13 protein-coding genes are annotated in these 12,435 nt (G+C 71.0%); 10 read left to right on the forward strand and 3 right to left on the reverse strand.

Annotated elements, in window-relative coordinates:
* Nucleotides 1–40: 40 nt before the first annotated feature.
* Nucleotides 41–472 carry a hypothetical protein gene (locus KZ820_RS01370; RefSeq protein WP_183920488.1) on the reverse strand — a complete coding sequence of 144 codons (432 nt, stop codon included), beginning with the start codon at nt 470–472 and terminating at the stop codon, nt 41–43.
* A gap of 159 nt (nt 473–631) precedes the next feature.
* Here KZ820_RS01370 and KZ820_RS01375 point away from each other — a divergent pair, with 159 nt between their 5' ends.
* The 6 genes from KZ820_RS01375 to lexA are packed head-to-tail and all read left to right on the forward strand — an operon-like array spanning nt 632 to nt 5,382.
* Complete coding sequence (locus tag KZ820_RS01375) at nt 632–1,222, forward strand: anthranilate synthase component II (protein WP_219746927.1); 591 nt, start codon at nt 632–634, stop codon at nt 1,220–1,222.
* 14 nt (nt 1,223–1,236) lie between these two features.
* A complete protein-coding gene (trpD, locus tag KZ820_RS01380) occupies nt 1,237–2,214 on the forward strand; it encodes an anthranilate phosphoribosyltransferase (RefSeq protein WP_258047820.1) in 978 nt (325 codons plus the stop codon).
* Nucleotides 2,211–2,996: an indole-3-glycerol phosphate synthase TrpC gene (trpC, locus tag KZ820_RS01385; RefSeq protein ID WP_219746929.1), complete on the forward strand. Its 786-nt coding sequence runs from the start codon at nt 2,211–2,213 to the stop codon at nt 2,994–2,996. Before trpD ends, trpC begins: the two co-directional genes overlap by 4 nt.
* Before the next feature lies 1 nt (nt 2,997).
* Nucleotides 2,998–3,465, forward strand: coding sequence for a cyclic pyranopterin monophosphate synthase MoaC (gene moaC / locus KZ820_RS01390; RefSeq protein ID WP_219746930.1), 468 nt, complete (start codon nt 2,998–3,000; stop codon nt 3,463–3,465).
* Nucleotides 3,465–4,658 carry a molybdopterin molybdotransferase MoeA gene (locus KZ820_RS01395; protein WP_219746931.1) on the forward strand — a complete coding sequence of 398 codons (1,194 nt, stop codon included), beginning with the start codon at nt 3,465–3,467 and terminating at the stop codon, nt 4,656–4,658. Before moaC ends, KZ820_RS01395 begins: the two co-directional genes overlap by 1 nt.
* A 58-nt stretch (nt 4,659–4,716) precedes the next feature.
* Nucleotides 4,717–5,382, forward strand: a complete 666-nt coding sequence (gene lexA, locus KZ820_RS01400; protein ID WP_219746932.1) for a transcriptional repressor LexA — start codon at nt 4,717–4,719, stop codon at nt 5,380–5,382.
* A 58-nt stretch (nt 5,383–5,440) separates the two neighbouring features.
* Here the strand turns inward: lexA and KZ820_RS01405 are convergent, their stop codons facing one another.
* The gene (locus KZ820_RS01405; protein WP_258047670.1) at nt 5,441–7,585 is read right to left on the reverse strand and encodes a ComEC/Rec2 family competence protein; all 2,145 of its coding nucleotides are present in this window, start codon (nt 7,583–7,585) and stop codon (nt 5,441–5,443) included.
* Between the two features lie 104 nt (nt 7,586–7,689).
* On the opposite strand from KZ820_RS01405, the gene gltX reads away from it, so the two are divergent.
* The 4 genes from gltX (at nt 7,690) to KZ820_RS01425 (ending at nt 11,065) form a co-directional block, all read left to right on the forward strand.
* Nucleotides 7,690–9,114, forward strand: coding sequence for a glutamate--tRNA ligase (gene gltX, locus KZ820_RS01410; protein ID WP_219746934.1), 1,425 nt, complete (start codon nt 7,690–7,692; stop codon nt 9,112–9,114).
* A 13-nt stretch (nt 9,115–9,127) separates the two neighbouring features.
* Nucleotides 9,128–10,411 (forward strand): citrate synthase, encoded by a 1,284-nt coding sequence (locus KZ820_RS01415; RefSeq protein WP_219746935.1) that lies wholly within the window; start codon nt 9,128–9,130, stop codon nt 10,409–10,411.
* A gap of 4 nt (nt 10,412–10,415) precedes the next feature.
* Entirely contained in the window at nt 10,416–10,613 is a 198-nt protein-coding gene (locus KZ820_RS01420) for a hypothetical protein (protein WP_219748173.1), read from the forward strand.
* Between the two features lie 263 nt (nt 10,614–10,876).
* Nucleotides 10,877–11,065, forward strand: coding sequence for a hypothetical protein (locus KZ820_RS01425; protein WP_219746936.1), 189 nt, complete (start codon nt 10,877–10,879; stop codon nt 11,063–11,065).
* Between the two features lie 23 nt (nt 11,066–11,088).
* Here the strand turns inward: KZ820_RS01425 and KZ820_RS01430 are convergent, their stop codons facing one another.
* Nucleotides 11,089–12,402 (reverse strand): L,D-transpeptidase family protein, encoded by a 1,314-nt coding sequence (locus KZ820_RS01430; protein WP_308462091.1) that lies wholly within the window; start codon nt 12,400–12,402, stop codon nt 11,089–11,091.
* Nucleotides 12,403–12,435 lie beyond the last annotated feature (33 nt).

Consider the following 12,435-nt stretch of genomic DNA (forward strand, 5'->3'; position numbering starts at 1 on the left):
TGACGGGCATAGGCACAGTGAGCAGCGCCTCAGGCTGGCGTCACCGCCCGCCTGGGATCATCGAGTCGTTCTTCTCGGCCGCCCGCTTCTCGGCGGCGAAGGCGTTGTTGATCGCCAGCGCGCAGCCCGACTGACCCGCGGCGCCGACGGGCGAGCAGCTGTCGGGCACGCCACCATTGACCCGGCTGGCGCGGTCCGCGACCGCGACGCGATTGGTCCAGGCCTGGTTCTTCGCCGCTGGCTCGGCGGTGTTGCGCAGCTCCTTGGGAATGCGGAACTGTTCGTCGGGGTTGATGCGGCTGCACACCACCACCTCGTCGCCCTGCGACTTGGGGCATTGCTCGTTGCCCGAGAGCGTCACGCTGCGCACGCGCTGCGGCGTTCGCCCGGTATCTCCCGCGCTCTCGGTCTGCGCCGCGGCGGTGAGCGGCAGCGCGAGACCGGCGACCATCACGACTAGCGTACGCAGCATCGACCTTCTCCTCGCTGACCACAACGCGTGCGATAGCCGCTGGCTCCGCGCGGGTGATGGCCCCGCTATGTCGATTGTTTGCCGCCGCGCAAGAATCCTTTCGCCACCGCGGCGCAGCGGCGTGTTGCGATGCGCCCCGCATCGGTTATGGCATGCGGCATGATCCTGGTGGTCGACAATTACGATAGCTTCACCTGGAACCTGGTCCATTACGTCATGGAACTGGGTGCCGAGGTGCGCGTGGTGCGCAACGACGAACTGACCGCCGCCGATGTACTGGCGAGCGGCGCGCGCGCGATCCTGATCTCGCCGGGGCCGTGCACCCCCAACGAGGCGGGCATCAGCCTCGAGTTGGTCGCCGCCTGCGCGGAGGCGCGCCGGCCCTTGTTCGGTGTCTGCCTCGGCCACCAGGCGATCGGTCAGCATTTCGGCGGTCGTGTCGTTCGCGGCGGCCTGATGCACGGCAAGACCTGCCCGGTAGAGCATGACGGCACCGGCGTGTTCGCCGACCTGCCCTCGCCCTTTGCCGCGACGCGCTACCACTCGCTGATCGTCACCGACGTGCCCGAAGCGCTCGCGGTCAACGCCACCGCGGCGGACGCCTCGGTGATGGGGCTGCGCCACCGCGAGCTGCCGATCCACGGCGTGCAATTCCACCCCGAGAGCATCGCCACCGAGCACGGTCATGCGCTCATCGCCAATTTCCTACGGCTCGCCGGCATTGACCACGTCACACGGGCTGCGGCGTGACCACCGTCACCCTGATGCCCGACCCGGCCTCGCCGCTGTCGCGCGAGAGTGCGGCGCAGGCCTTCGCCGACATCCTGGACGCACGCGCGAGCGAGGAGGCGATCGCCGATTTCCTGCTCCGGCTGGCGCTGCGCGGCGAGACCAGCGTCGAGATCGCCGAGGCGGCGCGCGCGCTGCGTGACCGGATGATCCCGATCACCGCGCCGGCGGGCGCGATCGACGTCTGCGGCACCGGCGGCGACGGCCAGCACACGCTCAATGTGTCGACCGCGGTGAGCCTCGTCGTCGCGGCGTGCGGCGTGCCCGTCGCCAAGCACGGCAATCGCGCGGCCTCGTCCAAGGCGGGCGCGGCCGACACGCTCGAGGCGCTAGGGCTGGACATGGAGCGCGCAGGCGCACAGGCGGAGGCGACGCTGCGCGACCTCGGCATCTGCTTCCTCTTCGCCGGCAACCACCACCCGGCGATGCGCCGCATCACGCCGATCCGCCGCAAGGTTGGACGGCGCACGATCTTCAACCTGATGGGCCCGCTCGCCAATCCGGCGCACGTCACGCGCCAGCTGATCGGCATCGCGCGGCCGGATTACGCCTCGATCTACGCCGAGGCGCTGGAACAGCTCGGGAGCGAGGCGGCGCTGGTCGTCGCGGGCGAGGAGGGACTCGACGAGATCTCCGGCGCCGGGCCGACGCACGTCGTATCGATCGGCGCGGTGGCGTTGCCGGCGCGGATCACCCCCGAGGACGCGGGAGTCGCACGCCACCCGACGCTGGCGATCCGCGGCGGCGACCCGGCATATAACGCGCTCGCGCTGCGCCAGCTGTTGGGCGGCGAGCGCGGTGCCTATCGCGACGCGGTGCTCGTCAACGCCGCCGCGGCGCTGGTGCTCGCCGGCCGCGACTCTTCCCTCCCCGATGGCGCGGCGCGCGCCGCCGAGGCGCTCGACCGCGGCAACGCGGGCGCGTTGCTCGACCGCTGGATCGCCTACGCATGACCATCCTCGCCGATATCTGCGCTACCAAGCGTGACGAGGTGCGCGCGCGCCGTGCCGCCGTGAGCGACAGTGAGTTAGAAGCACGCGCAGCCGCGCAGGCGGCCCCGCGCGGCTTTCGCGCGGCGCTGGAGCGGAGCGTCGCCGTGGGTCGGCACGCGCTGATCGCCGAGATCAAGAAAGCCAGTCCGTCGAAAGGGCTGATCCGCGAGGACTTCGATCCGCCGGCGCACGCACGTGCTTATGCCGCGGGGGGCGCCTCGTGCCTGTCGGTGCTGACCGATGCGCCGTACTTTCAGGGGCATGAAGAGTATCTGATGGCGGCGCGGGCGGCCTGCGATCTACCCGTGCTGCGCAAAGACTTCACCGTCGACCCGTGGCAGGCGCTGGAGGCGCGCAGCATCGGCGCCGACGCGATCCTGCTGATCGTCGCCGCGCTCGACGACGCGCTCCTCGCCGAGTGCGAGGCGGCCGCGATCGAGCACGGGCTCGACGTATTGGTCGAGGTGCATGACGCCGCCGAGCTGGAGCGCGCGGCGCGACTGCGCTCGCGGCTGATCGGGGTGAACAATCGCGACCTGCGCAGCTTCAAGGTCGACGTGCGGCGGAGCTGGGAGCTGGCGGAGCGCGCGCCCGCGGGCACGCTGTTGGTCGCGGAGAGCGGGCTGAGCTCCCGCGCGGACCTGGACTCGCTGGCGGCACACGGCGTCCACTGCTTCCTGATCGGCGAGGCGCTGATGCGCCAGGCCGATGTCACGGCAGCGACGCACGCGCTGGTCGGCTGAGATGACGAGGCTCACCCATCTCGACGACTCGGGTGCGGCGCACATGGTCGACGTCGGCGGCAAGCAGGTGACGCGACGCGAGGCGGTGGCGAGCGGCCGGATCGATATGGTGGCGGAGGCGGCCGCCGCGATTCGTGACGGCGCGATCGCCAAGGGTGACGTGCTCGCCGTGGCGCGTGTCGCCGGGATCATGGCGGCCAAGCGCACCAGCGAGCTCGTCCCGCTCTGCCACCCGCTGCCGATCAGCCGCGTCGCGCTCGACCTGACCGTCGACGAGCATGGGGTGACGGCTTCGGCCACGGTCGCGACCGACGGCAAGACCGGGGTCGAGATGGAGGCGCTCACCGCGGTGTCGGTCGCGCTACTCACCGTCTACGACATGGCCAAAGCGCTCGACAAAGCCATGGTCATCGGCGGCGTGCGCCTGCTCGCCAAGAGCGGCGGACGCTCGGGCGACTGGCGCGCCTGATGGCGTCGCCGTCACGGCCGGGGTTGCTGCCCGTCGCCGAGGCGCAGGCCCGCGTGCTGGCGCTGGGCACGCCCGTCCCGCCGGTCGAGGTGTCGCTGCCCGAGGCGCTCGGGCGCTGGGCCGCCGCGCCGGTCGTGGCGCGGCGTACCCAGCCCGCGCGCGACGTCTCGGCGATGGACGGCTATGCGCTGCGCTACGCCGACCTACCCGGTCCCCTGCGCGTCGTCGGCGAGAGCGCGGCGGGCGCTCCGCATGCGGGCGCGCTGTCGCCGGGCGAGGCGGTGCGGATCTTCACCGGCGCCATCATGCCCGCGGGCAGTGACACCGTCCTCGTCCAGGAAGAGGCGCGGCGCGAGGGCGACGAGGTCGAGCTCGACGGCGAGGGGCCGGCGTATCAGGGTCGTAACGTGCGCGCGCGCGGGCTCGACTTCGCCGCGGGAGACGTGCTGGTCGCGCGCGGCGAGCGCTTCACCCCCGCGCGGCTCGCGGTCGCGGCCACCGGCGGGGTCGGCCGGGTCGCGGTCGCTCGACCGGTGCGCGTCGCGCTCGCCGCGACCGGCAATGAGCTGGTGGAGCCCGGCACGCCGGGCGAGGCGTTGCCCGAGTCAAACCGGCTGCTGCTGCGCGCGCTGCTGGCCGAGAGCGGCGCGGAGATCGTCGATCTCGGCATCCTGCCCGATCGGCTCGACACACTCACCCAGTCTTTCGCCGCGGTCGACGCCGACGTGCTCGTCACCACCGGCGGCGCGTCGGTCGGCGACCACGACCTGGTACGGCCGGCGCTTGAAGCAGCGGGGGTGACGCTCGACTTCTGGCGGATCGCGCTGCGCCCGGGAAAGCCGATGCTGGCGGGGCAACGCGATGGATTGGCAGTGGTCGGGCTGCCCGGCAACCCGGTGTCGGCGTTCGTCACGGCGCTGCTGTTCGTCCGGCCTTTGGTGGCGCACCTCGCCGGCGCGGCTGAACCCTTTCCCGCGGCGACCAGCGCGACGCTCGGCGAGGACCTGCCCGCCAACGCCGAGCGCAGCGACTATCTGCGCGCCGAGTTGCGCGACGGACGTGCCTATGCCTCGACGATCCAGGACAGTTCGATGCTGCGCACGCTGGCGCGCTCGACCTGCCTGATCGTGCGTCCGCCGCACGCCCCGATGGCGCGCGCCGGCGACTCGGCGGAAATCCTCGTGATCGCTTGACGAGGCCTGTCGTGTTCCATAAAGGTTCCGCATCCGTTCGCGAATGGGGAGTGTGGACATGCTGACGCGCAAACAGCACGAGCTGATCTGCTTCATCGAGGATCGGCTCGCCGAGAGCGGCGTGTCGCCCTCGTTCGAGGAGATGAAGGACGCACTCGAGCTGAAGAGCAAGTCGGGTGTCCATCGTCTGATCAGCGCGCTCGAGGAGCGCGGCTATCTCCGCCGCCTGCCGAACCGCGCGCGCGCGCTGGAGGTGCTCAAGGCGCCCGAGCGCGGCGAGCCCAAGCGCGCCGCCGCCCCGGCCAAGCGGGCCCCGGTCGAACCGGCGGTGCCCGCCAACGATGTCGTCGAGATCCCGCTCCACGGGCGCATCGCCGCCGGTGTGCCGATCGAGGCGTTCGAGGGCGCGACCACCCTTCCCGTTCCCGCCGCGCTGCTCGGCAGCGGCGAGCATTTCGCGCTCGAGGTGGCGGGTGACTCGATGGTCGACGCCGCCATCCTCGACGGCGATTATGCGCTGATCCGCCGCCAGGAAGTGGCGCGCGACGGCGAGATCGTGGTGGCGCTGATCGACGAGAGCGAGGCCACCCTCAAATACTTTCGTCGCGAGGGTGCGATGATCCGGCTCGATCCGGCGAACCGCTCCTACGACCCGCAACGCTATGCGCCGACCCAGGTGCGCGTCCAGGGCAAGCTGGCGGGGATCCTGCGTCGCTACGATTGAGCGGGGGAAAGGGTGGCCGAGCAGACGATTCCTGCACACGCTCCGGTCGCTCGCCGGTCTATCGATCTCGCCATGCTCCTGCGCACGCAGGAGCCCATGACCGCAGGCGACATCGCTCGTAGTGCTCGGCGCGGCCGTGTGCTGGAGAACGGCGCGGTTCCTCCCCCGCCGTCACCCACGGGTGTTCATCCCCCTCTCTCCGTACCCGAACCACGCGCTCATCCTTGAAGGTGATCGCGATCCCGCCACTATGTGCCAGTGCGTCACGGTCGAGGGTCAACCAGCGCGCGCGACAGCGGCGCGGCAGCCGGCGCTCGCTCACCACGACGTCTGCCGACGTGCAGAGCGTCGCCAGCCGCTCCACCGGTACGGTGTAACCGCTGCGCGTCCCCAGCACGCGCCGCCAGCGCCCGTCGACGCGGCGTTGCCACCAGCACAGGTCGCGGTTGCAGCGCGCCTCGGGCGAGTCGCTGAGCAGACCCGGCACGCCGTCGATCCCGCCGTTCTGCGCGAGCACGTCGCGGACGTAGCCGCCGGCACGGTCGCGCAGCAGCGCCAAGCCGCCGTCCGCCTGGCGCACCGCCAGATGGCGCCCATCGCCGGTGATGAGCAGGTCCGGTGCGGAGGGCACCAGCGTCCACGCCGCCCCGATCGCCAGCAGTGCCAGCCCAAGATAGCGCGCTCGCGTGCGCCACAAGGCGAGCCACACCCCGCCCGCCACCATCGTCGCGAAAGCACCCAGCGGCATCGCCGGGATCGCGCGCACCGCGCCGGGGAGCGCGGCGACGCCGTGCGCGATCCATAGCAACAGCGCGATCGCTCGTCCGGCCACCCACCAGGCCGGCGCGCCCCAGCCGACGGCGTCGAGCAGCAGCGCCACCGCGACGGCTGGCATGATCGCGAAGGTGGTCAGCGGGATGGCGACGATGTTGGCGATCGCGCCATAGGCGCCGGCCTGGTGGAAGTAGAAGACGGCGATCGGCATCAGCGCGAGCTCGACCACCGCCCCGGTCACCAGCAGCGACACGGCCTCGCGCAGCCATTTGCGCGTCCAGGGCTCGTCGCGCGCGAGCAGCGCGGCGCGGACCCGCGGGTGATCGTGCAACGCGACGATCGAGGCGACCGCGGCGAAGGAGAGCTGGAAGCTCGGCCCCACCACCGCCTCGGGCCAGGCGACCAGCACCACCAGCGCGCCCATCGCCACCAGCCGCAGCGTCAGCGCCTCGCGCCCGAGCGCCAGCGCGGCGAGCACCATCAGCGCGGCGACACAGCTGCGGATCGTCGGCACCTGCGATCCCGTCAGCCAAGTATAGCCGATCGCCGCCCCCGCCCCCGCTCCGGCCGCGACGAGCGGGAGCAGCCCCGTCAATGCCAGTCGCCGCGACAGCGCGAGCAGCCGCAGCATCGCCGCCATCACGATCCCGACGGTCGCGGTGATGTGCAGCCCGCTGACCGAGAGCAGGTGCGCCAGCCCGGCACGCCGCATCGCCAGCGAGTCGGCGTCGTCGATCGCGCCCATGTCGCCCGTCACCAGCGCCGCCGCGATGCCGCCGGCGCTACCGGCGAGGGCCGTGGTGATATGCGCGGTGAGCCGGTCGCGCACGCCTGGCGCGCCAACTCCTCGAACGGTGACTGGCTCGAAGCCGCGTCCGCTCGCCCCCACGCCGTCGAACCAGGCCGCGCGGGCGGCATCATAGGCGCCAGGGACCGTGGGCGGCGCGGGCGGCATCAGCCGCGCGCGTAACGTCATCGCCGCCCCCGCTGCGAGCGTCGTCGGTACCGCGCGCTGGGGCAGGCTCACGCGCACGCGCAGCGGCGCGCGGCGCGGTGGCCGCTCCCACCGCAGCGTCCCCAACGTCACCCGCACCAGCCCGCGCGCTGGCAGCGGTTCGATCTTCTCTACCTCGCCCGCCAGCCGCACCACCGCGGGCCGGTCGAGCGTCGGCGCGGCGACTCGTGTCGCGCGCATCCACGCGAGCCCCGTCCCCGCCGCGACCGCGAGCCCGAGCATCGCCACGAACGGCGCCGCGCGACCGCCGCGCCAGCGCACCGCCGCGGCAGTGGCGAGACCGAGCGCGATCAGGATGAGTGCGACCCATTCGCGCCGCTCCGGCAGCACGAACCACGCCGCCGCGCCCGTGCCCAGCGCCACCGGCAGCCACAGGAAAAGTTGGTCGCGCTCCGCCTCCAGCCAACGTTCCAAAGCGTTGCCCGCCCAGGACGCGATTTGATGCGGGAGAGAGGCTTTGCTAGGGGCGGGCGCGGCCGATCGAGCCATCCGACCATCCAGCCTGGGAGCACGCGCGCTTGAGCGCAACCGAGATCAATGAGCGCGCCGTCGTCACGCGCTTCGCCCCGTCACCGACCGGGTTCCTCCACCTGGGCGGCGCGCGCACCGCGCTGTTCAACCTCCTCTTCGCGCGCCACCACGGCGGCACCTTCCGGCTGCGGATCGAGGACACCGATCGCGCGCGCTCCACGCAGCCGGCGATCGACGCCATCCTGAACGGGATGCGCTGGCTCGGGCTCGATTGGGACGGCGAGGAAGTCTATCAGTTCGCGCGCGCCGACCGCCACGCCGAGGTCGCTCACCGGATGATCGAGGCCGGGCACGCCTATCGCTGCTATCTCACCGCCGAGGAGCTGGACGCGATGCGTACCGCGGCGCAGGCGGCGAAACAGCCGCTGCGGATCCGCTCGCCGTGGCGTGATCGCACCGACTGGCCCGCCGACCAGTCCTATGTCGTCCGCCTGCGCGCGCCGACGGAGGGCGCGACGACGATCCACGACCGCGTTCAAGGCGAGGTGACCGTCCAGAACGCCGAGCTCGACGACCTCGTGCTGCTGCGCTCCGACGGCACCCCGACCTACATGCTCGCGGTCGTGGTCGACGATCACGATATGGGGGTCACGCACGTGATCCGTGGCGACGACCATCTCAACAACGCGTTTCGCCAGCTGCCGATCTATCGCGCGATGGACGCGATTGAGGGTGGCTGGCCCGATCCGGTCTACGCGCACATCCCGCTTATTCATGGTAGCGACGGGGCCAAGCTGTCCAAGCGCCACGGCGCGGTCGGCATCGAGGCCTACCGCGACGAGATGGGCATCCTCCCCGAAGCGCTCGACAATTACCTGCTGCGGCTCGGCTGGGGCCACGGTGACGAGGAGATCATCGCGCGCGAGGACGCGATCCGTTGGTTCGACCTCGACGCCGTGGGCAAGTCGCCGAGCCGGTTCGATCTCAAGAAGCTCGAGCATCTCAACGGTCATTATATTCGCTCCAGCGACGATCCGCGGCTCGCCGACCTGGTCGCGGAGAAGCTCGGGTTCGATCACGACGACACGCGCCGCCGCGCGCTCGCCGCGGCGATGCCGGCGCTGAAACCTCGCGCCGCCAACCTCAACGAGCTGACCGAGGGTACCGCGTTTCTCTTCGCAACGCGTCCGCTCGCGATCGACGCCGACGCGGCGCCGCTGCTGGCGGGAGAGGCGCCCGCGTTGCTGGCTCGGCTGCACGCCGCGCTTGACGCAGTGCACAACTGGGATACGGAGACCACCGAGGCCGCGGTGCGGCAGGTGGCCGAGGCGGCCGGGGTCAAGCTGGGGCAGGTCGCCCAGCCGCTCCGCGCCGCGCTCACCGGGCGCAGGACCTCGCCCGGCATCTTCGACGTACTCGTCCTTCTAGGACGCGACGAGAGCCTCGCTCGGATCGCGGACCACAAAGCCTGACAGGAGATCATCCATGACCGAAGCAGCCCAGTTCGCCCTGTCGGGCAAGGAGCTCGAATATCCGGTGCTGTCGGGCTCGGTCGGCCCCGACGTGGTCGATATCCGCAAGCTCTACGCGCAGACCGGCGCCTTCACCTATGACCCGGGCTTCACCTCGACCGCCTCGTGCCAGTCGAAGCTGACCTACATCGACGGCGACGAGGGCGTGCTGCTCCATCGCGGTTATCCGATCGGCGAGCTGGCCGAGCAGTCGACCTTCATGGAGGTCTGCTACCTGCTGCTCAACGGCGAGCTGCCCGACCAGGGCGAGCTCGACCGTTTCAGCCACACGATCACGCGCCACACCATGGTGCACGAGCAGCTGGCGCAGTTCTTCCGCGGCTTCCGCCGCGACGCGCATCCGATGGCGATCATGTGCGGCGTCGTCGGTGCGTTGAGCGCCTTCTACCATGACTCGACCGACATCCACGATCCGCAGCAGCGCATGATCGCGTCCCACCGGCTGATCGCCAAGATGCCGACGATCGCGGCGATGGCCTATAAGTACAGCGTCGGCCAGCCTTTCCTCTATCCCGACAACTCGCTGAGCTACACGGGCAACTTCCTGCGCATGACGTTCGGCGTGCCGGCCGAGCCCTATGAGGTGAACCCGGCGGTCGAGCGCGCGATGGACCGTATCTTCATCCTCCACGCCGATCACGAGCAGAATGCCTCGACCTCGACGGTGCGGCTCGCCGGCTCGTCGGGCGCGAATCCGTTCGCCTGTATCGCCGCCGGCATTGCCTGCCTGTGGGGCCCAGCGCACGGCGGCGCCAACGAGGCGGCGCTCAACATGCTGCACGAGATCGGCACGCCCGAGCGCATCCCCGAGTTCATCGCGCGCGCCAAGGACAAGAACGATCCGTTCCGCCTGATGGGCTTCGGCCACCGCGTCTACAAGAACTATGACCCGCGCGCGACGGTGATGCAGAAGACGGTGCGCGAGGTGTTCGCGGCGCTCAACGTGCAGGATCCGCTGTTCGAGACCGCGCTGCGACTCGAGGAGCTGGCGCTCAGCGACGATTATTTCGTCGAGAAGAAGCTGTTCCCCAATGTTGACTTCTACTCGGGCGTGATCCTCTCGGCGATCGGCTTCCCGACGAGCATGTTCACCGTGCTGTTCGCGCTGGCGCGCACCGTCGGCTGGGTGGCGCAGTGGAACGAGATGATCACCGACCCCGATCAGAAGATCGGCCGCCCGCGTCAGCTCTACACGGGGCCGACGCAGCGCAGCTACGTGCCCCTGGCGCAGCGCTGAGCCGATGCGCCTTCGGCCGATCCTGATCGTGCTCGGCGCCGTGATGGCGCTGATGGGTCTGCTCTGGATCGGCCAAGGGCTCGGCTACATTCACTGGCCGCGTTCGAGCTTCATGCTCGATCAGCGGGTCTGGGCCGATTACGGCAGCGCGCTCGCGGTCGGCGGGCTGCTGCTGATCCTGCTGGGCCGGCGGCTGCGCTAGCGCCTCCGACCGCCGCGAGTCGGCCACCTCGGGTCGAGGCGCCCAGGGCAGGAACACGGGCGATCGTTAGGGTCTTCGTCGTGGACTGTCGTTCGGGAGCGCGGCGGAGACGATGATGCGCCCGGGCGGAACGCCTGGCCTAAAGGCGCCGACGCTGGTGCTCGATGACGGCACACAGCTGATCGATTCGACGCTCATCCTCGCCTATGCCGAACGCTCTACTCAGGCCGAGCGTCATCTTACGCCGGCGGCGATGGTCGACGATGTCACCGCAGGTGGACGACTGGCTGGCGGAGAGCCGTCCACTGCAGGCCGACATCACCGAGGCGATCGCCTGGCATTACACTCGCGCGACCGTCCCGGACATCGTCACGCTGCGACGCGCGCCCGCGCCAGCGGCGCTGTCGCTCCGCGCCGCCGCCCTGCCCGCCTTCCTCGCTTACTCGGGCTGAGCGGCGCTCGACGGCAGGCCGCCTTAGCTCCTGGCGGCGTCGCGGCCGTAGATGTCGTCGCGGAACACCACGCGCGCCTTGCTCTCGGTCGCGGTGAGATAGGTGAGATAGACGGGAACGGGCACCTGGAGCGCCACCGCCTGCTCCGGGTTCTTTGTCGAGGGCGGCAGAGGGCGACCGATCAGCCAGCGTGCCAGCACCGGCGCTTTCTCCAGCCGGATACAGCCGTTGCTGAGATGGCGGTCGTCGCGGTCGAGCAGCTCGCGGTCGGGCGTGTCGTGGAGGTAGATGCCCTCGTCGTTGGGGAACAGGAACTTGACCCGCCCCATCGAGTTGCCGCGCCCCGGCAGCTCGCGCAGCCGGATCTCGCGCGTGCCGGCGGCGATCGCGTGCCAGTCGATCGCGCCGGCGGGTAACGTTTGCGCCGCCGCGCTCCAGTCGCTCAGCGCTTCCATGCGCAACGAGGCGAGCGAGCGGCCCGCCAGCACCTTCGGCGCGACGCTCTTGCGGGCGAGATAGGTCGGGACGTTCCAATAGGGATTGACGATCGCCCATTGCACTACGCCGGCGAGCAGCGGCGTCTGCGTCTCGCGCGCGCCCACCACCACCTTCATCGTGCCCACCTGGCGGCCGGCCTCATAATACCAAAGTCGGCCCGACGAGGCGTCGACGACGATGTGCCGCGTCCACGGGCCGGGTAGCAGCCGGGCGCGCTCGAGGTTGCGGCGAAGCCGCTGCTCATCGGCAGGTGCGACGCCGTCGCGGCGTGCGCGCGCGACCAGCGCACGGAGGCGAACGTAATGCGGGCTCATCCACTCCATGCCGGCGACATAGTCGGTGAAGGATCGCGGGAAAGTCGCGGCGCGCAGCACCGCCTCCAACTTCAAGCGCTTCGGCTTGAGCGACGGATCGGCCCAGATCATCCCCACGTCGCGAGCGCGGCGCTGGTCGCGGACGTAGCGCGTGAACGCCTTCGACAGCGCCAGCTCGACGCGCGCGACGCTGTCGGCGTCGCCGCGCTGGCGTGCGCCGGCGAGCTGAGCGCGAAGATCGCGCGCGCCATAGCTTGAGACGAGCCCGTCCAGCGCGCTCGTCTCGAGGTCGTCGAGCAGCGCGTCGGCGGCGGGACCGAGGCGGCCGTCGGCGGCCCAGAGCGGACGATAGCCGCGCTCGGCATAGACCCGCCCGATCCAGCCCCCTGCGCGGTCGCGCAGCGCCGCGGCGACGGCGCGCTCGGCGGCGTCGTCGGCCGTCGCGCGCGCCGATGCGGTTCGTGGGGCTGCTGCCGCTCCTCGCTCGGCGCCGGCCGGCGCGGCGGCGGCGAGCAGCAGCAGCACCGCCGTGCGCCAACGCCCCGCTCGCCGCAACGA

Source organism: Sphingomonas citri, assembly GCF_019429485.1.
Taxonomy (GTDB): Bacteria; Pseudomonadota; Alphaproteobacteria; order Sphingomonadales; family Sphingomonadaceae; genus Sphingomonas; species Sphingomonas citri.

Excerpts from the sequence above, each read along its gene's own strand:
- KZ820_RS01375 (WP_219746927.1), top strand. The coding sequence starts at position 632 with ATGATCCTGGTGGTCGACAATTACGATAGCTTCACCTGGAACCTGGTC.
- moaC (WP_219746930.1), top strand. The coding sequence starts at position 2,998 with ATGACGAGGCTCACCCATCTCGACGACTCGGGTGCGGCGCACATGGTC.
- KZ820_RS01415 (WP_219746935.1), top strand. The coding sequence starts at position 9,128 with ATGACCGAAGCAGCCCAGTTCGCCCTGTCGGGCAAGGAGCTCGAATAT.
- KZ820_RS01370 (WP_183920488.1), bottom strand. The coding sequence starts at position 472 with ATGCTGCGTACGCTAGTCGTGATGGTCGCCGGTCTCGCGCTGCCGCTC.
- trpC (WP_219746929.1), top strand. The coding sequence starts at position 2,211 with ATGACCATCCTCGCCGATATCTGCGCTACCAAGCGTGACGAGGTGCGC.
- trpD (WP_258047820.1), top strand. The coding sequence starts at position 1,237 with ATGCCCGACCCGGCCTCGCCGCTGTCGCGCGAGAGTGCGGCGCAGGCC.
- KZ820_RS01420 (WP_219748173.1), top strand. The coding sequence starts at position 10,416 with ATGCGCCTTCGGCCGATCCTGATCGTGCTCGGCGCCGTGATGGCGCTG.
- lexA (WP_219746932.1), top strand. The coding sequence starts at position 4,717 with ATGCTGACGCGCAAACAGCACGAGCTGATCTGCTTCATCGAGGATCGG.
- KZ820_RS01425 (WP_219746936.1), top strand. The coding sequence starts at position 10,877 with ATGTCACCGCAGGTGGACGACTGGCTGGCGGAGAGCCGTCCACTGCAG.
- KZ820_RS01395 (WP_219746931.1), top strand. The coding sequence starts at position 3,465 with ATGGCGTCGCCGTCACGGCCGGGGTTGCTGCCCGTCGCCGAGGCGCAG.